Source organism: Streptococcus sp. 27098_8_82 (assembly GCF_041431615.1).
GTDB lineage: Bacteria > Bacillota > Bacilli > Lactobacillales > Streptococcaceae > Streptococcus > Streptococcus sanguinis_K.
This window is the reverse complement of record NZ_JAPVYB010000007.1, coordinates 20,531-45,115: the sequence shown is the minus strand read 5'-3', so window position 1 is coordinate 45,115 and position 24,585 is coordinate 20,531. Positions and strand designations below refer to the sequence as shown.

Annotated in this window: 22 protein-coding genes; 3 read left to right on the top strand and 19 right to left on the bottom strand. The window is 43.7% G+C overall.

Annotated elements, in window-relative coordinates:
- Nucleotide 1: 1 nt before the first annotated feature.
- From O3627_RS09795 to O3627_RS09780, 4 genes are all read right to left on the bottom strand, one after another.
- On the bottom strand, nt 2-1,144 hold the full coding sequence (locus O3627_RS09795) for a cysteine desulfurase family protein (RefSeq protein ID WP_002909860.1): 1,143 nt from the start codon (nt 1,142-1,144) through the stop codon (nt 2-4).
- A gap of 100 nt (nt 1,145-1,244) precedes the next feature.
- Nucleotides 1,245-3,155, bottom strand: coding sequence for a fructose-1,6-bisphosphatase (locus O3627_RS09790; protein WP_125383190.1), 1,911 nt, complete (start codon nt 3,153-3,155; stop codon nt 1,245-1,247).
- A gap of 42 nt (nt 3,156-3,197) precedes the next feature.
- The gene (locus tag O3627_RS09785; RefSeq protein WP_125383189.1) at nt 3,198-4,016 is read right to left on the bottom strand and encodes a pyruvate, water dikinase regulatory protein; all 819 of its coding nucleotides are present in this window, start codon (nt 4,014-4,016) and stop codon (nt 3,198-3,200) included.
- 5 nt (nt 4,017-4,021) lie between these two features.
- A complete protein-coding gene (locus O3627_RS09780) occupies nt 4,022-4,651 on the bottom strand; it encodes a CBS domain-containing protein (protein ID WP_125383188.1) in 630 nt (209 codons plus the stop codon).
- 245 nt (nt 4,652-4,896) lie between these two features.
- Here O3627_RS09780 and ppdK point away from each other — a divergent pair, with 245 nt between their 5' ends.
- The gene (gene ppdK, locus O3627_RS09775; RefSeq protein WP_371621367.1) at nt 4,897-7,518 is read left to right on the top strand and encodes a pyruvate, phosphate dikinase; all 2,622 of its coding nucleotides are present in this window, start codon (nt 4,897-4,899) and stop codon (nt 7,516-7,518) included.
- A gap of 184 nt (nt 7,519-7,702) precedes the next feature.
- A complete protein-coding gene (locus tag O3627_RS09770) occupies nt 7,703-8,119 on the top strand; it encodes a DUF6556 family protein (protein WP_125383186.1) in 417 nt (138 codons plus the stop codon).
- Between the two features lie 71 nt (nt 8,120-8,190).
- On the opposite strand, the gene O3627_RS09765 is transcribed toward O3627_RS09770, so the two are convergent.
- The 7 genes from O3627_RS09765 to O3627_RS09735 all read right to left on the bottom strand — a co-directional run bounded on the left by O3627_RS09765 (nt 8,191) and on the right by O3627_RS09735 (nt 15,547).
- A complete protein-coding gene (locus tag O3627_RS09765; RefSeq protein WP_002906674.1) occupies nt 8,191-9,261 on the bottom strand; it encodes an ABC transporter substrate-binding protein in 1,071 nt (356 codons plus the stop codon).
- Nucleotides 9,258-10,031 carry an ABC transporter permease gene (locus O3627_RS09760; RefSeq protein WP_002900472.1) on the bottom strand — a complete coding sequence of 258 codons (774 nt, stop codon included), beginning with the start codon at nt 10,029-10,031 and terminating at the stop codon, nt 9,258-9,260. Before O3627_RS09760 ends, O3627_RS09765 begins: the two co-directional genes overlap by 4 nt.
- The gene (locus O3627_RS09755) at nt 10,028-10,834 is read right to left on the bottom strand and encodes an ABC transporter permease (protein ID WP_002895634.1); all 807 of its coding nucleotides are present in this window, start codon (nt 10,832-10,834) and stop codon (nt 10,028-10,030) included. Before O3627_RS09755 ends, O3627_RS09760 begins: the two co-directional genes overlap by 4 nt.
- Nucleotides 10,815-11,972, bottom strand: coding sequence for an ABC transporter ATP-binding protein (locus O3627_RS09750; RefSeq protein WP_002904388.1), 1,158 nt, complete (start codon nt 11,970-11,972; stop codon nt 10,815-10,817). Before O3627_RS09750 ends, O3627_RS09755 begins: the two co-directional genes overlap by 20 nt.
- A gap of 181 nt (nt 11,973-12,153) precedes the next feature.
- A complete protein-coding gene (gene murB / locus O3627_RS09745) occupies nt 12,154-13,059 on the bottom strand; it encodes a UDP-N-acetylmuramate dehydrogenase (protein ID WP_125383184.1) in 906 nt (301 codons plus the stop codon).
- A 333-nt stretch (nt 13,060-13,392) separates the two neighbouring features.
- The gene (gene thrB / locus O3627_RS09740) at nt 13,393-14,259 is read right to left on the bottom strand and encodes a homoserine kinase (RefSeq protein ID WP_111675891.1); all 867 of its coding nucleotides are present in this window, start codon (nt 14,257-14,259) and stop codon (nt 13,393-13,395) included.
- Between the two features lies 1 nt (nt 14,260).
- On the bottom strand, nt 14,261-15,547 hold the full coding sequence (locus tag O3627_RS09735; protein WP_125383183.1) for a homoserine dehydrogenase: 1,287 nt from the start codon (nt 15,545-15,547) through the stop codon (nt 14,261-14,263).
- Nucleotides 15,548-15,687: 140 nt separating this feature from the next.
- Here O3627_RS09735 and O3627_RS09730 point away from each other — a divergent pair, with 140 nt between their 5' ends.
- Nucleotides 15,688-16,653, top strand: a complete 966-nt coding sequence (locus O3627_RS09730) for a polysaccharide deacetylase family protein (RefSeq protein WP_125383181.1) — start codon at nt 15,688-15,690, stop codon at nt 16,651-16,653.
- Nucleotides 16,654-16,759: 106 nt separating this feature from the next.
- Here O3627_RS09730 and O3627_RS09725 read toward each other — a convergent pair whose 3' ends face one another.
- The 8 genes from O3627_RS09725 to O3627_RS09690 form a co-directional block, all read right to left on the bottom strand.
- Nucleotides 16,760-17,716 (bottom strand): ABC transporter permease, encoded by a 957-nt coding sequence (locus tag O3627_RS09725; protein ID WP_125383179.1) that lies wholly within the window; start codon nt 17,714-17,716, stop codon nt 16,760-16,762.
- 1 nt (nt 17,717) lies between these two features.
- Nucleotides 17,718-18,812 (bottom strand): ABC transporter permease, encoded by a 1,095-nt coding sequence (locus O3627_RS09720; protein WP_111675894.1) that lies wholly within the window; start codon nt 18,810-18,812, stop codon nt 17,718-17,720.
- Nucleotides 18,805-20,340 (bottom strand): ABC transporter ATP-binding protein, encoded by a 1,536-nt coding sequence (locus O3627_RS09715; protein WP_125383178.1) that lies wholly within the window; start codon nt 20,338-20,340, stop codon nt 18,805-18,807. The genes O3627_RS09720 and O3627_RS09715 overlap by 8 nt, the downstream gene beginning before the upstream one ends.
- A gap of 139 nt (nt 20,341-20,479) precedes the next feature.
- A complete protein-coding gene (locus O3627_RS09710; protein WP_002897688.1) occupies nt 20,480-21,535 on the bottom strand; it encodes a BMP family protein in 1,056 nt (351 codons plus the stop codon).
- A gap of 71 nt (nt 21,536-21,606) precedes the next feature.
- The gene (locus O3627_RS09705) at nt 21,607-21,996 is read right to left on the bottom strand and encodes a cytidine deaminase (protein ID WP_002906685.1); all 390 of its coding nucleotides are present in this window, start codon (nt 21,994-21,996) and stop codon (nt 21,607-21,609) included.
- Entirely contained in the window at nt 21,983-22,645 is a 663-nt protein-coding gene (gene deoC / locus O3627_RS09700; RefSeq protein ID WP_343091888.1) for a deoxyribose-phosphate aldolase, read from the bottom strand. Before deoC ends, O3627_RS09705 begins: the two co-directional genes overlap by 14 nt.
- Before the next feature lie 17 nt (nt 22,646-22,662).
- The gene (locus O3627_RS09695) at nt 22,663-23,940 is read right to left on the bottom strand and encodes a pyrimidine-nucleoside phosphorylase (RefSeq protein ID WP_371621366.1); all 1,278 of its coding nucleotides are present in this window, start codon (nt 23,938-23,940) and stop codon (nt 22,663-22,665) included.
- Between the two features lies 1 nt (nt 23,941).
- Entirely contained in the window at nt 23,942-24,529 is a 588-nt protein-coding gene (locus O3627_RS09690) for a class I SAM-dependent methyltransferase (protein ID WP_343091886.1), read from the bottom strand.
- Nucleotides 24,530-24,585 lie beyond the last annotated feature (56 nt).

The following is a 24,585-nucleotide window of genomic DNA, read 5'->3' as shown; positions in this document are numbered from 1 at the left end:
TTTACCTTACTTTTCTGGTTTTTTCGTAAATAATTTTAAAAGTCGTCAAAAACTGCTCCATCTGGCTCATATCGTTGTCAAGATCCAAACTGATGCGAACAGCAGTTTGAGCGAGAGACTTTTCGACGCCCATAGCGATTAGCGTTCCCGCCGGCTTTCCAGCCTTGGAAGAGCAAGCACTGGTAGTCGAGATATAGATCTCGTAGTCTTCAAACGCATGGACGACAACTTCACCCCGCACTCCCTTAATACCAAAGGTCAGTATATGAGGCGCAAAGTCTTCCAGCCCTGAGAAAATCATCACATCTGGATACTTCTGCAGTTCTTCAAGAAGAATCTTCTTCATTTGAGTCGTCCGCTGGGCAAATGATTCTTGCTTTTCCATGGACAAACGCAGTGCCTTGGCCGTCGCTGCAATGCCAGCTAAATTCTCCGTCGTTGAGCGCTTATCCGACTCCTGGCCGCCACCAGTCAAGAGGGGACTGATTTTCTTGCCAGACTTGATATAGACAAAGCCTACCCCCCGAAGACCGTGAAATTTATGACTGGAAAATGTCGCAAAATCCACACGCTCTGTCAGATAAGCCCCTGTTGGAATTTTCGTAATAGCCTGTACAGCGTCCACATGAAAGGAAATGGTCGGCTTATCTGCTAGCAGTTCGGATATTTTCTGAATGGGCTGAATACTGCCGATTTCATTATTGACAGCCATGATGGAGACCAGAGTAGTGTCTGGTCGAATCATCTCCGCTAGCTTGTCTACATCAACAAAACCTGCCTTGTCCACTGGCGCAAAATCTATTTCAAAGCCTTGACTCTGCAACCAGAGGGCTGATTCTTTAACCGCTGGATGTTCAATGTTGGATACGATGATATGTTTGCCAAAAGGAACTTTTTCAAAAGCAACTCCCTTAAGCACCCAATTGTCCCCTTCTGTCCCTCCAGACGTAAAAAAAATCTCCGAAGAAGACTTGCCTAAAAGCTCTGCTATTTGCCGGCGAGAAGCTTCTAAAAGACGGGTTGCCTGACTGCCTAAACTGTGCAGACTGGATGGATTTCCCCAGATTTTAGAAGCTACTTCTGTGTAAGCAGCCAAAGCCTCAGGATAAGGCTTGGTCGTCGCTGAATTATCTAAATAAATCATGTTCTTTCCTCTAAATTTCAATACTCCTATTGTAACATGAAAGAGAAACTGGAACAAGAAAGAAAAAGCCCTAAATTCTGTTAGAACTTAGGGCTAAACATCACCGGTCATAAAACTCATGCAGCAAGCCAAAGAGTTCCTGTTGTTGAGCTAACAAACTCTGACCAATGGTAGTAGATTTGATGAGGGTTCGTTCCTCTACATTTTCAATCACCTTTTTCAGGGAGGTTTGAGCAAAGGGTGATTCCACAACCTTTTGAGCGTTTTGGAAAGGCTGATGCGTCACTAGCTGGAAGCCATAGGAATTATTGAGCAGTGAATAGCCAGCCGTTCCAGTCTTCTTCTGATAGGCCTTGCAGAGGCCACCATCAATGACAAAGAGCAGACCGCCCCCACGGATAGGTGACTCTCCCTTGCCTGTCTTAACCGGAGTATGACCATTGACCATTCTAGACTCTTGAGAAAAGAGGCCAAATTCTTCCAAAATCAGCTGGCAGACTTTCTCAGAATTACGATAAGAAAAATAAGAATTTTCCACTTCCTTGTGGGTCTCCTTATCTTCAATGAAATAGCGCTCCAAGGTAGTCATCTTTTCTTTGCCAAACAGAGGAGAAAGCTTACCTTTCCAGCAATACCAAATCAAATCAGTCGACAAATCATCGCCCACTTCCTTGTCCTTGGCCGCCTGCCGAATATGATACTCAAAGAAATCCAGCAATTCCTTGCCCGCATAATGGGCTTGATTGAGAATGAAAGGCTGGAATTCTCCTGACGGCTCCAGAGGAATGCAGCCGTGAAAAAGCAAGTGCTGGTTGTAAATCTTATACATAGAGCCCTTGTTCATCAGAAGGCTCATATGCTCAGCCATCTTAAGCGAACTTTGGAATGAGGCCAGCATACTCTCTACTGCTTGATTTTCTTCAGGTGTCAAGGCTGACGGATTTTCAGGATTGATAGTTTGGAAGCAGGTATTAACCAGGGCATGCTTGGTATCGTCAATCGTAACACTTTCTTCCCAATAATCAATCTTGTCCAGCATCACATGGTCCTGCATCTGGAATTCAGGCCGTCGTTTGATGAGTTGATTTTCCAGCTTGAACTGGATAATCGCTAAAGCTTGGTGAACCTTTTCCAGCTGCAGAATTTCCTCATCTGAAAACTCCTGCTCTCTACCGCCTAGAATAGGCCTAAACTTAGGATTAGACTGGTAAGTCTTGTCCGCAAAAAGTGTCAAGGAGCGCAGGTTTAAACCATAATCTTTCTCGATATCCCAGAGATAGCCATAGCGAGCTGCGATACGCAGCACATTGAGCAAGCAGGCCTTGGAGCCAAAAAAGGCTCCCATCCAGATAATGTCGTGATTGCCCCACTGAATATCGAGCGAGTGAAAATGCTGCAGTTCATCCATGACCTGAGCACTGCCAGCTCCTCTGTCAAAAATATCTCCAACCACATGAAGATGGTCAATCAGCAACTGCCGAATACTTCGGGCCAAGCCTAGAATAAAAGGCACAGCTTCCCGCAATTCAATCACATAAGTCAGGATATTCTCAAAATAGGACTTTTTATCAGCCAAAGCCCTGTCACTATAGAGCAACTCCTCGATAATATAGGCATACTGGGGCGGCAAAGCCTTTCTGACCTTGGAACGACTGTATTTTGCACCTGCAAAAGCCAGCAAATTCAATAGCTGAGGAATGGTTTCCTGATACCAGTCTTGGCCTTTAGTTTCTTCCCCCAGCACTAGCTCAGGATAGGAAACCAGCGCTGACAGCCGATCCTTATGAGCTTCTGACAAGCTATCCCCAAAACAATCATTAATCTTCTCATTGAGGATACCTGCACAGCTTCTCAAAATATAGTCAAAAGCAGCAAACTCCCCGTGAATGTCACTGATATACAGCTCCGTTCCTTTGGGTAAGTTCAAAATTGCCTCTAGGTTGGTCAGCTCTGTAATGACCTTCTGCCGACTGTCAAATTCTTTCAGTAAAATACGCTTATATTGCTCCATCTTCAGCCCTCACTCTATAACCGCTTTTTGCAATCTTCTCTCTTATCTCAATTTCTTCAAATGGTCTTCAATCAAGAAAGCCGTCTCCTCAATTGATTTATCCGTGATATTGATGACATGAGCCCGATACTTTTTAAAGACTTCTTTTGAGTAGTCTAGTTCTTCGTATATCTTTTCCAGATCTGTATAGCTGGTTGACTGGGTCAATCCCAGAGAATTCAAGCGATTACTGCGTATCTTAGACAGTTTTTCCGGCTCACATAAAAGGCCGATAATCCGCTCCGGATCAACCTTATCCAATACCTGAGGCAGAGGGACTTCTGGAATCAAAGGCAAGTTGGAAACCTTGTAGCCTTTATTAGCCAGATAAATACTGAGGGGTGTTTTAGAAGTACGTGAGACGCCCAGGAGGACCAAGTCTGAATCTAAAAATCCTTGCGGCGCCTTGCCGTCGTCGTATTTGACAGCAAACTCAATAGCGGAAATTTTATTAAAATACTCAGTGTCCAGCCGGTGCAGAGTACCCGGCACCTCTATAGGACTGGTGCCTGTCTTTTCTCTGATAATCTCAAAAAATGGATGCATCAAATCCAGATAAGCAAGGCCATTGGCCTGACTGAACTCCCTAGCAGCTGCTGCCAAGCTGCCATCAACCAGTGTACTGATGACAAGGGCATCATCCTTGATGGCATCACGCAGAATTTCCAGCAATTCTTCTTCCTTGTTGATAAATGGGAAACGATAGCTGTTATTAAAAATAATATCTGGGTACTGGGCTGTCACTGCAGACAACAGCTTCTGCGAAGTCCCCCCCAAAGAATCCGAAATGCTGTAAACAATAATTTCTTTCTTCATGTTCATTCCTCTTATCTATTAACCTCAGCACTTCTGGCCTCTTGAATAATATAATCCAGCAGGGCTGACTTGGTCACAGTTCCTAAAATTTTACGCTCATTATCCTTATCCACTACCGGCAGTGAATCAATCGCAAAATCCTGCAAAACTGCTGCCGCTTCCAAAATATTCATATCCTTGTAGCAAGTTTTGATATGGGGCATTCGGGTCATGCAGACCGCTACAGGCGTGCTGTCAATGTTAGTATTGAGCGAAGCCCGCAGCAAGTCCTTACGCGACAAAATCCCCAAGAGCAGCTTATGCTCATCAATGACATAGAGAACATCCGAATCATACATAAATAGGGTAATAATGGCATCTTGAATAAAGGAATCATGCGATACCAAAACAGGAGATGTCATAATCTCTGCCACTTCCTTTCGAAAGGTATCGAAAAAGAAAAGCGTCTCTAAATCTGAGCCCGAATATGTGTAACCAACTTTAGGCGTAGCCTTCAAAATACCAACCAAGGTCAGAAAAGACAGATCCGAGCGCAGGGTCGCCCGAGAAATATCGAGTAATTCAGAGATTTTCTCACCGCTGAGTGGCTGGTGTTCTTTTACAATTTCTACAATTTTCTTTTGCCGTTCACTTAATTTCAAATAGGTCTGACTCCTTCGTTCTTTATAATAGATGATTAGCCTGAATTCGCTTAAAATTTAGGAATTATAACTCATATTTTATTTTTAAACGTTTAAATAATCATCATTTTGTAACACATTATAACAAAAAAAGAAAAATTGTCAATAAAATAGGATGATTTTTTCTGTTGACAAATATATGTGATGTATATTACAATGTATTTGTCCTACAATATGACACATATTTCATAATTTTGGAGGTAAATATGGCGAAATGGATTTACTCCTTCGAGGAAGGATGTGCAGATGACAAGGCCCTGCTTGGCGGAAAAGGTGCCAACCTAGCTGAAATGACCAATTTGGGACTGCCTGTCCCTCCAGGTTTTACTATTACTACAGAAAGCTGTATCGAATATTTAGAAAGCCCTTATTTCTTTGAATCTTCTTTAAAAGAAGATGTTTTGAAAGCGGTTACTAATTTAGAAGAGAAAACAGGTAAATATTTCAGCGGCAACGACTCTGCCTTGCTCTTAGTGTCTGTTCGGAGCGGAGCCAAATTTTCCATGCCGGGCATGATGGACACTATTCTCAATCTAGGTCTGAACGATTTAAGAACCCAGACTCTGGCTGAGCAGACCAATGCTGACTTTGCCTACAACTGCTACCGCCGTCTGCTGCAAATGTTTGCTGATGTGGTTTATGGAATTTCCAAGGATGAGTTCGATGACCTATTGGGCTATTTTGAAAAGAATGCTGGAAAACAAGCCAAGGATTTCACATTGGAAGAACATCAAGCATTAATCGACCAGTACAAGCAGCTTTATCGTGAGCATCATCAAACATTCCCCCAAAGCTCTAAAGAACAACTCTATGCTGCTATCAAGGCTGTCTTCAAGTCTTGGAATAATCCCCGAGCTGAGGTTTACCGCAACTTGAATGATATTCCTCATGATTTGGGAACAGCGGTGAATGTCCAAGCCATGGTTTTCGGAAATAGCGACCAAGCCAGTGGTACAGGAGTTGTCTTCACGAGAAACCCTGCCAGCGGTGAGCATCAGTTATTTGGCGAATTTTTGCTCAATGCACAAGGAGAGGATGTCGTAGCCGGCATTCGAACCCCTGAGCCTATTGCTGCACTTGAGACAGCTCTCCCTAAGGCCTATGCAGCCTTCCAAGATTATGCTAAGATTCTCGAAAACCACTACAAGGACATGCAAGATATTGAATTTACCATCGAAAAGGGTAAACTCTATATTCTCCAAACTAGAAACGGTAAACGGACTGCCAAGGCATCTTTGAAAATCGCCTTAGATTTGGTAGACGAGGGCATTATCAGCAAAAAAGAAGCTCTCCAGCGTGTATCTCCTGCTACGATTAGCCAGCTCATCCATCCTGTATTTGAAGAAAAAGCTCTGCAAGATGCTCCTTTCTTGGCTCAAGGACTGCCTGCCAGCCCTGGTGCTGCAACTGGCGAGATTGTCTTTACAGCTGAGCGTGCCAAAGACTACCACTCCTTGGGTAAAAAGGTCATTTTAGTACGGCAGGAAACTTCCCCTGAAGACATTGAAGGTATGGTCGTCAGCCAGGCTATCGTGACCAGTCAGGGAGGTATGACCTCTCACGCAGCTGTCGTAGCCCGAGGAATGGGAACCTGCTGTGTGGCTGGCTGTGGAGAGCTGAACATCAGCGAGGAAAGCAAAACTGTTTCCTGCGGGAATCTTGTCTTGACCGAAGGTGACGTCATTTCAGTTGATGGCAGCTCGGGACGCATTTATAGCGGTGAGATTCCGACCGTCCTAGTCGAAAATGACCAAGAACTTCATCGCTTGCTTTCATGGGCAGACGAGTTCGCACAACTCAAAGTCCGTGCCAACGCAGAGACCATTCAAGATCTAAAAACAGCTATTAAGTTTGGGGCAAAAGGCATAGGTCTTGCTCGTACCGAACACATGTTCTTTGGTCAGGAACGAATTCTGGAAATGCGACGCCTGATTCTGGCTGACAATGAATTGGAAACTAGGTCCGCCCTCAAAAAACTGCTGGAGTTCCAAGAAAAAGACTTTTATCAAATGTTCCAAACAGTTCAGGACAAACCTATGATTATCCGTCTTTTGGATCCACCGATGCATGAATTTCTACCTAAAGATTCACAGGAAATCAATGCTTTGGCTGACAAACTGCACAAGTCGCCAGAGAAGCTGACTCGCCGCATTGAACAACTGCAAGAAAGCAATCCTATGCTGGGCCACCGCGGCTGCCGTCTGGGGATTACGCAACCAGAGATTTACAAGATGCAGGTCGAAGCCGTCTTCAATAGTGCTATCAAGCTGAGTCAAGAAGGATTGACTGTCAAGCCAGAAATCATGATTCCGCTGATTGCTGACAAGGCTGAGTTGGACTCTGTCAAAGCCTTTCTCATCCAACATATCAACAAGCTCTTTAGACATCAAGGTCTAGAGCCTTTCCCTTATGAAATCGGCACTATGATTGAACTTCCGCGTGCCTGTCTGGTTGCAGACCAGCTGGCTCAGGAAGCAGACTTCTTTAGCTTTGGTACTAACGACCTGACCCAGATGACCTACGGCTTCTCACGGGACGATATTGGAAAATTCATCGGCCATTATAAGGAGAAAGAAATCCTTCCTTTTGATCCTTTCCAAACTGTCGACCAAGCGGGTGTTGGTGAATTGATTCGGATAGCCATCAGTAAGGGCCGTCAAGTCAAGCCTGACCTTCCTATCGGCATCTGTGGTGAGGTCGGTGGCGATCCGGCTTCCATCCCCTTCTTCCAAGAAATTGGTGTCACCTACGTTTCCTGCTCTCCTTATCGGGTTCCAGCAGCTAGGCTTGCTGTTGCTCAAGCTGCACTCAAAGATGAAAAGTCGTGATTACTTTGCTATTCTAGCCCAAGAAGCTGCTCAATCCAAATTTGGGCAGCTTCTTTTCTTAAGAGCAATCTTCTGTGTGCGTTTTCATAAATAAAAATTTGATTTTTTTAAGACATTTTCAGATAAAAAACGTATAATGAGAGATAAGAAATCATTGAAATTTTAAAAGGAGATTCTTGAAAGCATGGAAAACTATTCTCGTAGTAATAAAAATAAGACAAAATCATCTAAAAAACCTACTAAACAGCATATTAAAACCGGCCTTTCAGCCTTCCAAAAGACTATTGCAACGGTTGCCAGTATCTTGTCTATCATCATTGCCAGCATCACGATCATGAATCTGACTGGCCAAAAGGATGAAAAATCAAAAACTGATACCAGTAGCTCTACTGCAACGACTACTATTATCAAGGAAATCGAAAAAGAAACAAGCAGCCCTGCTTCAACAACTGCAACTGATACAGCTGCTTCCAGCAGTGATGCAACAGCAGTTGAGACTAGTGCGTCTAGCTCTACGGCTGATACAGCAGCAGGCGACACTACTGCCTCTAGCTCTGCTGCAGATACAGCAACCAACACTCAGACTGAAGCTTCAAACTAAGCAAGCAGCAAACGCCCAGCTCATTGAGCCAGGCGTTTTTTTTGTATTCATCAAGCAACCTTACTTGACTATCACTTCCGATACATCTTGACTTGAAGATAGAGGTCATTGTAGGTTCCCAACCATTTAGGACCCAACTGCTCATAAACTTCCAGATGTTTCATCGTTTCCTCAGTCGGATAAAAAGCCTCATCTTCCTGAGTTTCCTTAGGCAACATGGCCTTGGCAGGAAGATTTGGTGTCGCATAACCAACATAAAGGGCATTTTTATAAGCATTTTCCGGTCTCAGCATAAAGTTAATAAACTGATAGGCTGCTTTTTTATTTTTGACCGTTTTAGGAATGACAATATTGTCAAACCAAAGGTTGCTGGCTTCTGTAGGCACGACATAGCGTAGGTCTTCATTAGCCTCCAGCATCTGACGAGCCTCGCCAGAAAAGGTCACACCGATAGCTGCATTGTTCTGAATCATGTATCCCTTCATCTCATCAGCTACAATAGCCTTGATATTTGGCGTCAGAGTATAGAGCTTGTCGACAGCTTCCTGCAGCTGATTAGCATCTTTGGAGTTGAGACTATGACCGTCTGAGTTCAGACCAATTCCCATGACTTCACGAGCTCCATCAATTATCATGATGGAGTTTTTGTATTCAGGACGCCAGAGGTCATTCCAATGCTCCGGAGCTTTATCAACCATTTTTTCATTGTAGACAATACCCAGCGTTCCCCAAAAATAAGGAATCGAGTACTGATTTCCTGGATCGAAAGGCTGGTCTAAAAAGTCAGATCCGATATTTTCCAAACCTTTAATCTGGCTATGATCTAGCTTCTCCACCAAGCCTTCCTTCATCATCTTGGCAATCATATATTCACTAGGAATGGCAATGTCGTAGGTTGTGCCGCCCTGCTTCACTTTTGTATACATAGCTTCATTGGAGTCAAAGGTATCGTACTGGATTTGGACACCAGTTTCTTTAGTAAACTCAGTCAGCAGCTCAGGATCGATATAGTCACCCCAGTTGTAAATGACCAGCTTATCGCTTTCCTTACTCTGCGTCCGACTTTCAATCTGGTAGCTGACACCCCACAAGACTAAGATAATCAGCAGAATTCCCGCTAAAAATGAATAGAGTTTTCTCATACAGTCTCCTCCTTCTCACGGGTGATAAAGTAATACCCAATTACCAAAGCAATGCTGAAGAGAAAGACCAAGGCTGACAGGGCATTGATTTCCAGAGAAATTCCCTGACGAGCGCGGGAGTATATCTCAACAGACAGAGTTGAGAAGCCATTGCCTGTAACGAAGAAGGTCACTGCAAAGTCATCTAGTGAATAGGTAAAGGCCATGAAGTAGCCAGCGATGATGGCTGGAGTCAGATAAGGCAGCATGATTTCTTTTAGCATTTGCAATTGGCTGGCGCCTAAGTCATAAGCAGCCTTAATCATATCATCATTCATTTCCTTCAGACGCGGAAGAATCATCAACACCACAATCGGAATGGAAAAGGCCACATGACTAGCCAGCACAGAAAGGAAGCCCAGCTGGAATTTAGCAGTAGTAAAGAGAATCAGAAAACTGGCTCCAATCATGACATCCGGAGCTACCATGAGGATATTGTTGATAGACAGAAAGGCATCCTGATATTTCTTGCGGGCTTGATAAATATAGATGGCTCCAAAAGTCCCAATCAGAGTCGCAATCAATGAAGACAGGAAAGCCAGAAAGAAGGTCTGAACCAAAATCAGAATCAGACGTGAATCCTCAAAGAGATTCTGGAAATGGCTGAGACTGAATCCTGTAAAACGATTCATGTCTTCCCCAGCATTAAAGGCATAAGCAATCAGATAGAAAATTGGAATGTAGAGCACCAAAAAGACAAAGGCCAAATAGAGATTCGCAATTTTTTTCATCGCCCTCTCCTTTCCTTGGTTGCCCACATGGTAAAGAGCATAGCAACAATCAGCACCACTCCGATAGTAGAGCCCATGCCCCAGTTTTGAGTAGTCAGGAAGTGCTGCTCAATAGCAGTTCCCAGAGTAATCACTCGATTACCGCCGATTAAGCGGGTCAGCATGAAGAGACTGAGACTAGGGATAAAGACTGACTGCACCCCACTTCTGACACCATTCAAGGACAAAGGGAAAACAACCCGACGGAAAGTCTCCCAGCGATTAGCTCCCAAGTCATAGCTGGCATTGATAAGATTTGGATCCAAATCATCCAGAACATTGAAAATGGGCAGAATCATAAAAGGCAGCTCGATGTAGCTGGCTACAAAGATAAATGAAAAGTCCGTAAAGAGAATCTGCTGCGGTCCTACTCCGATAAAAGTCAAAAATTGGTTAATTGAGCCATTCTGACCAAAAATACCGATGAAAGCATAAGCTTTGAGCAGAAGATTGATCCAGGTCGGCAGGACAATCAGCATGAGCCAGAGCTGCTTGTGCTTGAGCTGAGTCAAAAAGAATGCGGTCGGATAGGAAATCAGCAGGGTTACGACAGTAATAATTCCTGCATAAAGAACCGAATTCAGACTCATCTTGAGATAGGTCCAGTTCTGCGATGTGAAGTAGGTCTGGTAATTTTCCAGCGTAAACTGGCCCTCAATGTTGAAGAAGGACTTCCAGATAATCATGACAACAGGTGCCAAGACAAAGAGGAAAATCCAGAGCAGGTAGGGCAAGAGAAAAAGATTAGAGGTTGTTTTCTTCATCGCGTTCCTCCTCAATAGCATTGATCAGCCCCGCTTCCTGCTCTTCTACTTCTACATATTCTTCGATACGGGCATCGAATTCTTCTTCAGTTTCATTGAGACGCATGATATGGATATCTTCAGGCTCGAAATGTAGACCAATTTCTTCACCAACAATGGCCTTGCGAGTCGAGTGAATCATCCATTCATTGCCCAGTTCATCATAAGCGATAATCTCATAGTGAACGCCACGGAAAAGCTGGGTATCAACTTTAACCTGCAGCTTGCCTTCTTCTGGCAGAGTAATCCGCAAGTCCTCCGGCCGAATCACCACTTCAACAGATTCATTTGGGCGCATCCCACCATCCACTGCTTCAAAGCGCTTGCCGTTAAACTCAACCAGATAGTCCTCAATCATCTTACCTGGCAGAATATTGGACTCGCCAATGAAGGTTGCAACAAAGTGGTTGATGGGCTCGTCATAAATATCAACAGGCGTCCCCGACTGAACAATCTCGCCGTCATTCATAACGAAAATCCAGTCGCTCATAGCCAGAGCTTCCTCTTGGTCGTGCGTGACAAAGACAAAGGTAATGCCGAGACGCTGCTGCAATTCCCGCAACTCATACTGCATATCTGTACGCAGCTTCAAATCCAGAGCAGACAGCGGCTCATCCAGTAAAACAACCCGCGGCTGATTAATGATTGCCCGCGCGATGGCTACACGCTGGCGCTGACCGCCCGACAGTTTGCGAATAGAACGGCGCTCAAAACCTTCTAGCTGAACCATTTTCAGCACTTCAGCAACCCGCTCTTGAATTTCTTTTTTATCAACCTTGCGCAGACGCAGCGGAAAGGCAACATTTTCAAAAACATTCATATGCGGAAACAGTGCATAGGACTGAAAAACCGTGTGGACGTCTCTTTTATTAGTGGGAATATCATTGATGCGGACGCCATCAAGAAAAATATCCCCGTCTGTCGCGTCTAAAAGACCAGCAATGATGTTCAGAATCGTTGATTTACCAGAGCCGGAAGAGCCTAGCAAAGTATAGAACTTTCCTTCTTCCAGCTCGAAATTAATATCTTTCAGAACGACAGTATTATTATCTTCAAAAACTTTTGAAACGTTTTTAAACTCGATGATTGGTTTTTTCAATTGTCATAAATTCCTTCTTTCTCGTATTAACAGATTAAGGGTTCTGTCAGACCGCTGCTACCTCGTGAGGGCTGTAAAGGCCCTTTATAAATTCCGTGTCGATAGGCTTTCACCCCCTTACTAAGTTGCAGCCAGCTGCAGTTCCTTATCCAGCATACTTCTACTGGAAATCATATCTGTCTTACAGAGATTCACCAATGATGCGGACTTCGCGCTCCAGAGTAATACCTGAATTTTCCCGCACCCTTTCAATCACATGAGCGATAAGATTTTCGTAATCTTGAGCCGTTCCTTTATCGACGTTAATCATAAAGCCGGCATGCTTCTCAGATACCTCTACACCACCAATCCGATGACCTTTGAGTCCTGCTTCACTAATGAGCTGACCAGCAAAGTGACCCAAAGGACGCTTGAAAACAGAGCCACAGGATGGATATTCCAAAGGCTGCTTGAGCTCCCGCAGATGGGTTAAGCGCTCCATTTCCTGACGAATCGTTCTGTGAACACCAGGCGAAAGAGCAAACTTAGCAGAAATAACAATGTCGCCTGTTTCCTGAACAAGTGAGTGACGATAGCCGAACTTCATATCCCGAACGTCCAACGTTTTGACTTGGCCCTGAGGAGTCAGTACCTTGCAAGATACTAAGACATGAGCAATCTCGCCGCCATAAGCCCCGGCGTTCATAAAGACAGCTCCGCCAACGCTGCCTGGAATACCACAAGCGAACTCAAAGCCAGTCAGACTATTCTGCAGAGCGATATGGGTTGTCTGAATCAGATTAGCTCCGGCCTCTGCCTCAATCATATAGCCATCCACCGCTACATTGTTGAGCTTGTCAAACATAATCACGAAACCTCGGATACCGCCGTCTCGCACAATGATATTACTGGCATTTCCCAGCACCATCCAAGGAATGTCTTCTTGATTGGCAAAATTAACAATACGAGCCAGCTCATAACGATTGCGGGGAAAAACTAAGAAATCGGCTGCGCCCCCGACCTTTGTGTAGGTGTATTGACTCAAAGGCTCATTGAAGCAAATGTCGATTCCTTCTAATTCGGTTTTTAATTTCTCTAGTTTTTGCATGATTTTCTCTCTTTTATGTAAACAAAATACACTCTATTATATCAAAAATCTATGGCATTTACGATAGATTACAAAGAAAAAGCTGAGAAAGGTCAGCTTTTTAACGCTTATAATTGTCTAGTAGTAAAACGCTGTGTTTGAGTAGAAAGAGCATTCCTGATGGCACCGAAAGCTAACTCACTCGCCAGAGCCTGTAATTCTAAATGATCCATAAAGTGAATTATCCTCCTTTAAGCTAGACCCATTATAGCACAGTTAGGTATAAAAAGATAGGGATATCAACTCCATAGCTTAGAAATGAAAAAAGAGGCTCATAGAAAACCTCTTGATGATTTATTTTTCTACTCGCACACCCTCAGTATCCACCTGAAGCTGGAAGATTTGTCCCTTGAAATTCTGTTTTTGCAGAAGCTGATAAATCTTCTCTGTCTTGTGCTTAGGCGATAAGACCATGACAGTTGGGCCCGCTCCTGAAATATAGGTTGCATAAGAGCCATTTTTTCTGGCTAAGAACTTAATATCTGAAAATTCCTTGATCAAAGGTTGACGGTATTTTTCGTGGAACAAATCAGACTCGATTGCCCGACCAGCGATTTTCATATCACCTTTTAAAAGAGCAGCAATCGCAACATTGGCAATGGAGCTAGCCGCAACAGCTTCCTTGTAAGAAAGCCGATTTGGTAAGACTTGGCGGCTCTCTACTGTCCGAAGCTCATAGTCCGGGATATAGGCGATGAAGTCTGCGTCCGGAAAGTCCGCCACCACAGCAGACACCTGATTTCTAGATGAGCTAGATACGACCAAATTACCATAAATCGCCGGCGCAACATTGTCAGGATGTCCTTCAATCTTGGTAGCGATTTTCAGTTTCTGATAATCCGACAAATTAAGGTGAGCCAGCTCGTTAGCCAATTCAATGCCAGCCACAATGACCGAGCTAGAAGACCCAAGCCCGCGAGCCAATGGAATATCACTGGTCATTTTCAAACGGCGCGGCTGAATATCTGGAGCCAACTGCAGCGCAATCTTAACCAGTAAATTGCGTCGGTCCTTAGGAATTCTCGGATTGAGGTCATGTTCAATCACCCACTCCTGACTTTCTTCCAAGACTTCAATTTCCAAATATTTTGACAGAGCTACCCCAACGGAGTCAAAGCCAGGACCGATATTGGCACTGGTCGCCGGTACAATAATTTTCATCTTAATCTCCTAATACTTTGAAGGTATTGAGCAAGTCAAACTCAGCAACTTCTTTGAGCTTAGCAGTGACATTTTCCAGCTGTGTCTTGCTGACAGCATGGGTAATAATCACCACGCGAGCCTTCTCACCATCTGTACCTTCCTGCAGAATCTGCTTAAAGGAAATATCCTCAGCATTGAAAATCTCAGCCAAATGCAGAACTTGACCTTTAGAATCAGGTGCCAAGATAGAGAAGTAATAGCTGCTCTTCACATCTTCTGGCTTAGCCAACACAAGCTCACGGCTGAATTCATTAAAGGCCTTGCCAACTGTTCCTTCATTCAAACGGCGGCTAATACGGACAATATCTGCCACAACACTAGTTGCAGTTGGTTTTTGACCTGCTCCTGGTCCGTAGTACATGGATTCTCCGATGCCGATGGATTCGACAAAGACGGCGTTCATTACCCCATTGACACTAGCCAAAGGATGCGCTTTAGGCAGAAATGTTGGAGCTACTTCTGCTGCAATACCCGATGCCGTTTCTTCGATAGAACCAACCAGCTTGACTACATAGCCCAGATCTTGAGCAACAGCCACATCCTCTGGTGTGATATTTCGAATTCCCTGATGGCCCACATCTTCAAATTTAACATTCATACCAAAGGCGAACTGGCTAAGAATCACCATCTTGTAAGCCGCATCAATGCCATCTACGTCATTGGTTGGGTCGCTTTCAGCAAAGCCAAGGCGTTGTGCTTCAGCAAGAGCGTCTTCATAAGACCACCCCTCTTCCACCATCTTGGTCATCATAAAGTTAGAGGTTCCATTGACCACACCCAAGATACGAGTGATTTTGTCAGAAGCCAGTGAATTAACCAAGGTACGCAGGATCGGAATCCCACCGGCAACAGCTGCTTCATAATAGAGAGCTACATTTTGCTTTTGAGCAATTTCCAGCAACTCTGCTCCATGAACAGCTAGCAAGTCCTTATTGGCCGTTACCACATGTTTGCCAGCTTCAAGAGCACGAGTGATGAACGTTTTCGCTGGCTCAATCCGTCCCATCAATTCTACAACAATGGTAATCTCAGGATCGTTCAGAATTTCTTCAACATTTGTGACAAAATTAAAGTCATTTCCAGCTGCTAAAAGACGATCTTTTTCGGCATCGTCTTTGACCAAGACTTTAGCAACCTCAATCTCTGAATGAGCCGCTTGAACGATTTTTTCTCTGTTTTCTTTCAGCAAAAAAGGCACACCGCTTGCCACTGTTCCAAAACCAAGTAAAGCTATTTTAATAGACATGAAGCACTCCTTGAAAATTTCTTGTATAAAAAATATTATAACAAAATTATATAAAAATGCCTACAAAACTACTTCTTTATTTGTTATAATAGATGTAAATTTCCGCAAGGAATTGTAATTTTTTTAAAAAAGGAGATATTATGACAGGAAAACACAGAGGAAATCGCATGCAGCAACGCAAAGCTAGGAAAAGAGCTATTTTGCTTTCTTTAACAAGTTTATTACTTTTTCTTGTCCTGATTGTAGGTGGCTTTTCTTTACTAGCCAAGCTGCAGAACTCACACAACCAAAAAGAAGCTAATAATGTGTCAACGAACCAAGTCAATACTTCATCTAAAACTTCGTCAGCACCGACTCGGGAAAAAAAGACGACTTCGGATGACAGCAACAAAGACAAGGTAAAATGGGTCAAACAAGACCAACCAGTTCAAGTACCTATCTTGATGTATCATGCTATTCACGTCATGGATCCTTCAGAAGCAGCTAACGCCGGTTTGATTGTGGACCCAGCCACATTTGAAAGTCATCTGAAAGCCTTGAAAGACGCAGGCTACTATCCACTAACACCAGCAGAAGCATACAAGGTACTGACGGAGAACGTCCTGCCAGAAAACAAAAAAGTCGTCTGGCTGACCTTCGATGACAGTTTAAAGGATTTCTATACTAATGCCTTTCCGCTTCTCCAGAAATATGACATGAAAGCAACCAATAATGTCATTACCGGATTTGTTCAAGCAGGGCGTGAAGATATGCTGACGCTAGATGAGATAAAGGAAATGAAGGAAAAAGGCATGTCCTTTGAAGACCATACCGTCAACCATCCTGACCTCTCAGCGACTGCAGAAGACCAACAAAAAATTGAGTTAAAAGACTCCAAGTCTTACTTAGACAAGGAACTGTCTCAAACCACAACAACTGTTGCCTATCCATCTGGACGATACAGTGATGCAACCTTGCAGATTGCTGAAAGCCTTGGCTACAAGATGGGACTGACAACCAATAACGGACTAGCTTCCCTATCAAATGGCTTGCTCTCACTCAACCGCGTACGCGTTAATCCAACCACCACTGCAGAAGACCTGCTAAATGAAATCGCAACAAACTAATCTTATTAAAAAGCCTGCTTCACCTGAAGCAGGCTTTTTCTATTCCTATGATTATAGCTTCTTTCAAACACCAAAAACACCAGCTCCAAAGAACTGGTGTAAAGGTTTATTTAGACTTGATATAGTTGATACCATCCGCTTTCGGAGCAACAGCTTTACCAAAGAATGCCGCAAGGACTACAATCGTCAAGACGTATGGCGCAATCTGCAGATAAACCGTTGGAACGCTTGAAAGCAAAGGCAACTGGTTCCCGATAACCGCCAAACTTTGGGAAGCTCCAAAGAAGAGACTCGCCAACATGGCACCAATAGGACTCCATTTACCAAAAATCATAGCTGCCAAGGCGATAAATCCTGGACCTACGATAGTTGTCACAGCAAAGTTAACAGAGATAGACTGAGCATAAATAGCTCCTCCAATACCACCGAGCAGACCAGAGATCATGACACCGTAATAACGCATGAGGTAAACATTGATTCCCAAGGTATCTGCCGCCTGCGGATGCTCTCCGACTGAGCGAAGACGCAGTCCGAATTTGGTCTTAAACATGACAAACCAAGCAAGGAAAGAGAAAGCAATGGCAAGATAACCAACCAAGCTTGTATGTTTGAAGAAAATATCTCCCAAGACTGGAATATCAGACAGGACAGGGAAATTAAACTTGCCGAATGAACGCTGAATATTATCCGTTTGTCCCTTGTTATAAATAGCTTTAACAAGAAAAATTGCCAAGGCAGGAGCCAGCAAGTTCAGCACTGTACCACTCACAACGTGGTCCGCGCGGAAAGTAATAGTTGCTACAGCATGGATAAGAGAGAAGACAACTCCGACCAAACCAGCAGCAATCAAAGAAAGCCACGGAGTCGCACTACCAAAACTCTTCTCGAAAGTCAGGTTAAAGAGAACGCCTGTAAAAGCCCCCATAACCATGATTCCTTCCAAGCCGACATTAACCACACCAGCGTGTTCAGAGTAAGCCCCGCCAATACTTGTGAAAATCAAGGGAGCCGCATAAATCAGCATAGATGATACTAATAAACTTAATACCGTTACAATATTCATCCTAGTTTCCCTCCTTCACTTTTTTAGCTTCTTGGCGACGATTTTTAAGGAAATCAAAGATAGTCATACCTGTCATACGCTCAATCAGATAGTGGGCGCTGACAAAGAAGATAATAGAAGCTGTTACGATGTTTACAAGTTCTGTTGGAATCTGAGCTACGTTCATACCTGGAGCACCAACACTCAGAACCGCAAAGAGGAAGGCTGCAAAGAGGATTCCAATTGGAGAATTGGCTGCCAAAAGACTTACCGCCATACCATTGAAACCAACACTCAAGGAACTTCCTTGAACAAAGACATTCTGATAAGTTCCAAGTCCTTCTACTACTCCTCCAAGTCCTGCAAGAGCACCTGAAATAATCATAGATACGATAATAGTACGCTTAGATGACATCCCTGCATATTCAGATGCATTTGGATTAAGCCCTACAGCACGAATTTCAAAACCAAGTGTTGTTTTCTTAAGCAAATACCAAATAACCACTACTGCAATCAAGGCAAAGAAGATACCGATATTCATCCGAGAGTTAGACGTAAGACTTCTCAACCACTCTGTTTGATAAATCGCATTGGCACTGACACGCTTACTAGAGTCAACACTCTGCATCACAGATTCTGGGAAACTATGAATAAGAGCATTTCCAACAAAAAGAACAATATAGTTCATCATAATGGTTACGATAACTTCACTCGTTCCCAGATAAGCGCGTAGAATTCCTGGAATAGCACCAACAATACCACCAGCCACTGCTGCAATGACTACAGTCGCCAATAACATCAGAGGACGAGGTAAATTAGGGAAGGAAAGTGCAAACCAACCAGCCAAAATCCAGCCAGCTAAAGCTTGACCAGGAAGTCCAACATTAAAGAATCCAGCACGGCTAGCTACAGCAAAGCCTAAACCGATGAGAATCAGAGGTCCCATTGCGCGAGAAATCTCACCCAAACTTCTCAAAGAACCAAAAGCTGTTTTAAAGAGGGACTCATACCCCCAGATAGCATCATAACCAAAGATGGCCATGACAACCGCTCCCAATAAAATCCCTAGAAGAACTGAGATTAAAGGAACCGCAATCTGTTGTGTTTTTTTAGACATTTGAAGCTCCCTTCTGAATCTTACCACCAGCCATGAGAATACCAAGCTCTTGCTTATTAGTTTCCTCTGGAGTTACAATTCCCTGAATCTTACCATCGTGGATAACGGCGATTCTATCAGAAACATTGAGGATTTCGTCTAGCTCAAAGCTAACAACTAGGACAGCCTTGCCTTGAGTCCGTGCTTCAATCAAGCGTTTATGAATGTATTCAATCGCCCCCACATCAAGTCCGCGAGTTGGCTGACTGACAATCAGAAGGTCTGGATCACGGTCCACTTCCCGAGCAATGATAGCTTTCTGCTGGTTTCCTCCTGAAAGAGCAGAAGCAGGTACATATTCGCTGGCCGCCCGAACATCAAATTCATCCATCAACTTGCGTGCGTAAGAATAAATGTTACCGTAATTCAGGATTCCATTTTTACTGAGCGGTTCTTTATAGTAAGTCTGTAGAGCAATATTTTCAGATATGGACATTGCTAGGACTAAACCATCACGGTGGCGGTCTTCAGGAACGTGGCTGACTTTCATTTCAGTTATCTGCCGCGGCTGCTTACCAATAATAGACTGGTTCTTAATTCTAATCTCGCCAGAGCTAGCTTTTCTAAGTCCTGTAATAGCCTGAATCAGCTCAGTTTGACCATTGCCGTCAATACCGGCAATCCCGACAATCTCACCAGCACGGACATCAAGAGAAAGTCCCTTAACAGCTGGAACACCACGGTTTTCTTCAACAACAAGATTTTTTATTGACAAGACAGTTTCTTGAGGATTAGCAGGCTCTTTCGCAGTCTTGAAGGAAACAGCCCGGCCCACCATCATTTCAGCCAAATCTTGGTTAGTTGCACCAGCAATTTCGACTGTTTCAATGGATTTTCCGCGACGAATAACCGTTACTCGGTCAGAAACTGCCCGAATCTCATCCAACTTGTGAGTGATAAGAATAATAGATTTTCCTTCTTTGACGAGATTCTTCATGATTTTCATCAATTCATCGATCTCAGCTGGCGTCAGAACGGCTGTCGGCTCGTCAAAGATGAGAATGTCCGCCCCACGATAAAGAGTTTTCAGAATCTCAACCCGCTGCTGGGCACCGACAGAAATATCTTCAATCTTAGCAGATGGATCAACTGTCAAGCCGTATTTCTCAGAAAGTTCCTTAATTTCTTTAGTGGCACCTTTCAAGTCCAACACACCATTTTTTGTGATTTCACTTCCAAGGATGATATTTTCAGCGACAGTAAATGCTTCAACAAGCATAAAGTGCTGGTGCACCATCCCGATACCAAGTGAGGCCGCCTTTGATGGAGAGTCCAGTTTAACTGACTTTCCATTCACTACAATCTCACCGCTGGTCGGCTCAAGCAGGCCAGCCAGCATATTCATCAAGGTTGACTTGCCGGCACCATTTTCTCCCAAAAGAGCGTGAATTTCACCTTTTCTGAGTTCCAAATTGATTTTATCATTGGCCACAAATTCACCAAAAATCTTGGTAATTTCTCGCATTTCAATGACATTTTCATGTGTCATGGCTCTTTCCTTTCCAGAATTTCATTTTATTTCAATAAAATTTACTAGCACAGCCAGTGCTAATAAATTCTATTGACACAAAGGCGTCTCAATTTCAAAAAGAAGCGACCCTACACGGTCGGATCGCTCTTAAATTGTTTTATTTGTCAGGAACAGTGATGCTGCCGTCAAGGATTTTTGCTTTCGCTTCTTCAACGGCTTTTTTCGCATCTTCTGACAGGTTTGTAGTTGTCAAGTCAACTCCACCGTCTTTCAGACCGAAGGTTGTAGTTTTACCGCCTGGGAATTTACCTTTAGCAGTTTGGTTAGCAATGTCTTGGACAGTCTTACCAACTTGTTTCAAGCTTGATGCCAAAACAAAGTTAGATTCTTTACCATCTTTAGACTTGTATTTACCTTCTTCAGTTTGATCACGGTCAACACCGAGTACCCAAACTTTTTCATCTTCATTTCTTGTTTCGTTGATTGACTTAGCTTCGTTAAATACTCCAGCACCAGTTCCACCAGCAACTTGGTAAACCACGTCTGCACCTGCAGCATATTGAGCAGCAGCAATTGTTTTACCTTTAGCAGCATCACCAAATGAGCCAGCATAGTCTACTTGAATCTTGATAGACGGGTCAACTGATTTCACGCCAGCTTCGAAACCTTTTTCAAAACGTGTGATAACTGCGCCTTCTATACCACCTATGAAACCAACTTGTTTTGTCTTAGTAGTTTTTGCAGCAGCAACACCAGCAAGGTAAGCAGCTTCATTGTCAGCAAAAATAGCTGAAGCAACATTCTCTTTTCCTTCGATAACATCATCAACAATAACATAATTGATGTCTGTGTTATCTTGGGCAGCAGATTCAACCGCATCACGAAGAGCAAATCCGATACCATATACTAAATTATAACCATCCGTAGCAGCTTGGTTCAGGTTATTCGCATATTGAGACTCGTCATTAGACTGATAGTAAGTAAAGCCGTTATCTTTAGAAAGACCGTTTTCTTTACCCCAAGCTTGCAGACCTTCCCATGCAGACTGGTTAAATGACTTATCATCAACACCGCCAGTATCAGTTACGATAGCAGCCTTCAAATCCGTTTTCGCGTTTGAAGAATCTGAGCGAGAAGCACGGTTTCCACATGCAGCAAGTCCGAATGCTGCGACAGTTACTAGACCAAGACCTAGCCATTGTTTTTTGTTCATTTCTGAACCTCCTAAATAAGATGTGCAACACAGTTGCAAGTTTGAGTTTGGTCAGATGACCGATAACAGACTTATGTTAAATCTGTAAAAGAATATGGAAGTAATTCCTTGACCGTCATCACGACCGTCGATTTATCTTTAGCGACCAAGGTCACTTTTAGATCCTCAGCAAAAAATTCTGCCATTACTTGGCGGCAGGCACCACAGGGCGATATGGGTTTTTCCGTCTCACCATAGACAATCAGCTCCTCGAAGTCTAAAGCTCCTTCTGAAACCGCCTTAAATATAGCTGTCCGCTCTCCGCAGTTGGTCAGACCAAAACTGGCATTTTCAACATTAACGCCGGTAAATACCCGACCGTCTTTAGCAACTAAAACTGCTCCGATAGGGAAATGAGAATAGGGTACATAAGCATTTTTGCTGGCTTGGACAGCCAAGTCAATCAACTCAGTAGTCGCCACTAGCTTCTTCTCCCTTCATAATCGCCACTCCGGCCGAAGTTCCGATACGAGTCGCACCTGCTTCAATAAAGGCCAGCGCATCTTCATAAGAACGAGCACCGCCAGAAGCCTTGACCCCCATATCAGGACCAACTGTTTTTCTCATAAGGGCAACATCTTCGACTGTTGCACCACCAGTTGAAAATCCCGTAGAAGTCTTAACAAAATCAGCTCCAGCTTTCTGAGCCAGTTGGCAGGCCTTAACCTTTTCCTCATCTGTCAGCAGGCAAGTTTCCAGAATTACCTTGACCAAGGTACCGTTAGCAGCTTCTACAACCGCACGGATGTCTCGCTCTACCAAATCATAATCTTTAGATTTCAGAGCGCCGACATTGATGACCATATCCACTTCGCCCGCACCCTTTTGGATTGCGTCCTTCGTTTCAAAAGCTTTCACATCGGAAGTATTGGCTCCTAAAGGAAAACCAATTGGCACACAAACCTTGACATCTGAGCCTTTCAGCTGCTCCGCAGCAAACTCTATCCAGATTGGATTGACACAGATACTGGCAAAATCATAAACTTTTGCTTCTTCAATTAACTTCAGAATCTGCTCTTCTGACGCTTCTGGTTTTAAAAGCGTATGGTCTATGTATTTGTTTAATTTCATGTTGGCTTCTCCTAGAATTAAGCAATAATCTCGATAATCTCGCTTACTGCAACGCTTTCATCACCTATTTTAACATTTTTTTGAAAATCTGTAACTAGTTCTTGAGAAATTTTTTCATTTGAATAAATTTTTGCGAAAACTTCTCCAATTTCGACCTTGTCTCCGACTTTCTTTTCGAAAACAATTCCTGTTTCATAATTTAAGTCGTCAGATTTGACCGCGCGTCCTGCTCCAAGTCTCATGGCAAAGAGTCCGAACTCCATAGCAGGCAGTTCAGTGATATAACCTGCCTGTTCTGCTTTCACTTCTATAATATGAGCTGCACTTGATGGACGATAGAGATCTTCCAAGTCACCACCTTGAGCTACAACCATAGCTTCAAATTTCTTCAAAGCAGCACCGTTGGTCAACTGTTCTCTTACTTCTTCCACCGTTTTCTCAACGTCTGCCAGTCCGAGCATAATCTGAGCCAACTCACAAATGAAAGTTGTGATGTCTTCACGGCCCTTGCCCTGCAAGATTTCCAAGGCTTCTATGATTTCAAGACGATTGCCAATGCTGGTTCCCAAAGGCTGACTCATATCTGTCAGAACAGCTACTGTTTTTCTGCCGACAGCCTTGCCCAAATCTACCATAGTACGTGCTAGTACACGAGCGTCATCAATATTTTTCATAAAGGCGCCTTCACCGACCGTTACATCCAGAAGGATACTATCGGCACCAGCCGCAATCTTCTTACTCATAACAGAGCTCGCTATCAGCGGAATCGTATCAACAGTTGCTGTTACATCTCGCAAGGCATAGAGTAGCTTATCCGCTAGCACCAACTGATCAGACTGACCAATTACTGACAAGCCGATTTCCTGCACCTGCTTGATAAAGTCTTCCTGACTGCGCTCTACCTGAAATCCTTTAATGGATTCCAATTTATCAATGGTTCCCCCAGTATGACCTAACCCGCGGCCGCTCATTTTAGCAACAGGCACACCAAAGCTAGCCACCAAAGGAACCAAGACCAGAGTTACCTTATCACCAACACCTCCAGTAGAATGTTTATCTACTTTTATTCCCGCGATTTCTGACAAGTCAAACTGCTCTCCAGTTCCAACCATGGTCATGGTTAAATCCGAAATTTCCCGAGTCGTCATGCTCTTAAAATAGACAGCCATCGCAAAGGCTGCCATCTGATATTCTGGCACAGTCCCATCCACATAGCCCTCAATCAACCACTGGATTTCCTGACCGGTCAGCTCAAGACCATCTCTTTTCTTTTGGATAATATCTACAGCACGCATCCTATTTTTCGCTCCTTAGTATATAATAGCCTTTGTCCTTCTTAACAATCTCACAATTACCGAAGACAGCTTCCATCTTTGACTTGGCACTGGGCGCTCCTTGCTTCTTCTGAATCACAAGGGTCAAATCACCGCCTTCTGTCAAATGCCCATAGCTTCCGCTGATAACTTCATGTACAACTTGCTTACCAGCACGGATAGGCGGATTACTGATAATATGGTCGAAAACGCCACTGACCTTTTCATAAACATTTGACTGGAAGATATGAGCAGATACCTGGTTTCTCTCAGCATTCTTCTGAGCTAAGTCCAAGGCCCGCTGGTTGATATCCACCATGGTCGCAGTTACTCCGTACGCTTTGGCTAAGCTCAAACCTAAAGGCCCATAGCCGCAACCAACATCAAGCACTCTTTCTCCAGCTTCAAAGTCCAAGACAGACAAAAGAACCCGACTGCCATAATCAATCATTTTTTTACTGAAAACACCAGCATCTGTCAAAAAAGTTAGCCGCTGTCCTAACAGTTCTACATTTAATTCATGAATATCGTGTTTGGCATCAGGATTTTCTGCAAAATACATTTTAGTCATGCAACCATTTTATCATAATTTTCCTAGATTTGTAAATCGTTTTCATTTCTCCAAAA

Excerpts from the sequence above, each read along its gene's own strand:
- O3627_RS09795 (WP_002909860.1), bottom strand. The coding sequence starts at position 1,144 with ATGATTTATTTAGATAATTCAGCGACGACCAAGCCTTATCCTGAGGCT.
- O3627_RS09790 (WP_125383190.1), bottom strand. The coding sequence starts at position 3,155 with ATGGAGCAATATAAGCGTATTTTACTGAAAGAATTTGACAGTCGGCAG.
- O3627_RS09785 (WP_125383189.1), bottom strand. The coding sequence starts at position 4,016 with ATGAACATGAAGAAAGAAATTATTGTTTACAGCATTTCGGATTCTTTG.
- ppdK (WP_371621367.1), top strand. The coding sequence starts at position 4,897 with ATGGCGAAATGGATTTACTCCTTCGAGGAAGGATGTGCAGATGACAAG.
- O3627_RS09770 (WP_125383186.1), top strand. The coding sequence starts at position 7,703 with ATGGAAAACTATTCTCGTAGTAATAAAAATAAGACAAAATCATCTAAA.
- O3627_RS09765 (WP_002906674.1), bottom strand. The coding sequence starts at position 9,261 with ATGAGAAAACTCTATTCATTTTTAGCGGGAATTCTGCTGATTATCTTA.
- O3627_RS09760 (WP_002900472.1), bottom strand. The coding sequence starts at position 10,031 with ATGAAAAAAATTGCGAATCTCTATTTGGCCTTTGTCTTTTTGGTGCTC.
- O3627_RS09755 (WP_002895634.1), bottom strand. The coding sequence starts at position 10,834 with ATGAAGAAAACAACCTCTAATCTTTTTCTCTTGCCCTACCTGCTCTGG.
- murB (WP_125383184.1), bottom strand. The coding sequence starts at position 13,059 with ATGCAAAAACTAGAGAAATTAAAAACCGAATTAGAAGGAATCGACATT.
- thrB (WP_111675891.1), bottom strand. The coding sequence starts at position 14,259 with ATGAAAATTATTGTACCGGCGACCAGTGCCAATATCGGTCCTGGCTTT.
- O3627_RS09735 (WP_125383183.1), bottom strand. The coding sequence starts at position 15,547 with ATGTCTATTAAAATAGCTTTACTTGGTTTTGGAACAGTGGCAAGCGGT.
- O3627_RS09730 (WP_125383181.1), top strand. The coding sequence starts at position 15,688 with ATGACAGGAAAACACAGAGGAAATCGCATGCAGCAACGCAAAGCTAGG.
- O3627_RS09725 (WP_125383179.1), bottom strand. The coding sequence starts at position 17,716 with ATGAATATTGTAACGGTATTAAGTTTATTAGTATCATCTATGCTGATT.
- O3627_RS09720 (WP_111675894.1), bottom strand. The coding sequence starts at position 18,812 with ATGTCTAAAAAAACACAACAGATTGCGGTTCCTTTAATCTCAGTTCTT.
- O3627_RS09715 (WP_125383178.1), bottom strand. The coding sequence starts at position 20,340 with ATGACACATGAAAATGTCATTGAAATGCGAGAAATTACCAAGATTTTT.
- O3627_RS09710 (WP_002897688.1), bottom strand. The coding sequence starts at position 21,535 with ATGAACAAAAAACAATGGCTAGGTCTTGGTCTAGTAACTGTCGCAGCA.
- deoC (WP_343091888.1), bottom strand. The coding sequence starts at position 22,645 with ATGAAATTAAACAAATACATAGACCATACGCTTTTAAAACCAGAAGCG.
- O3627_RS09695 (WP_371621366.1), bottom strand. The coding sequence starts at position 23,940 with ATGCGTGCTGTAGATATTATCCAAAAGAAAAGAGATGGTCTTGAGCTG.
- O3627_RS09690 (WP_343091886.1), bottom strand. The coding sequence starts at position 24,529 with ATGACTAAAATGTATTTTGCAGAAAATCCTGATGCCAAACACGATATT.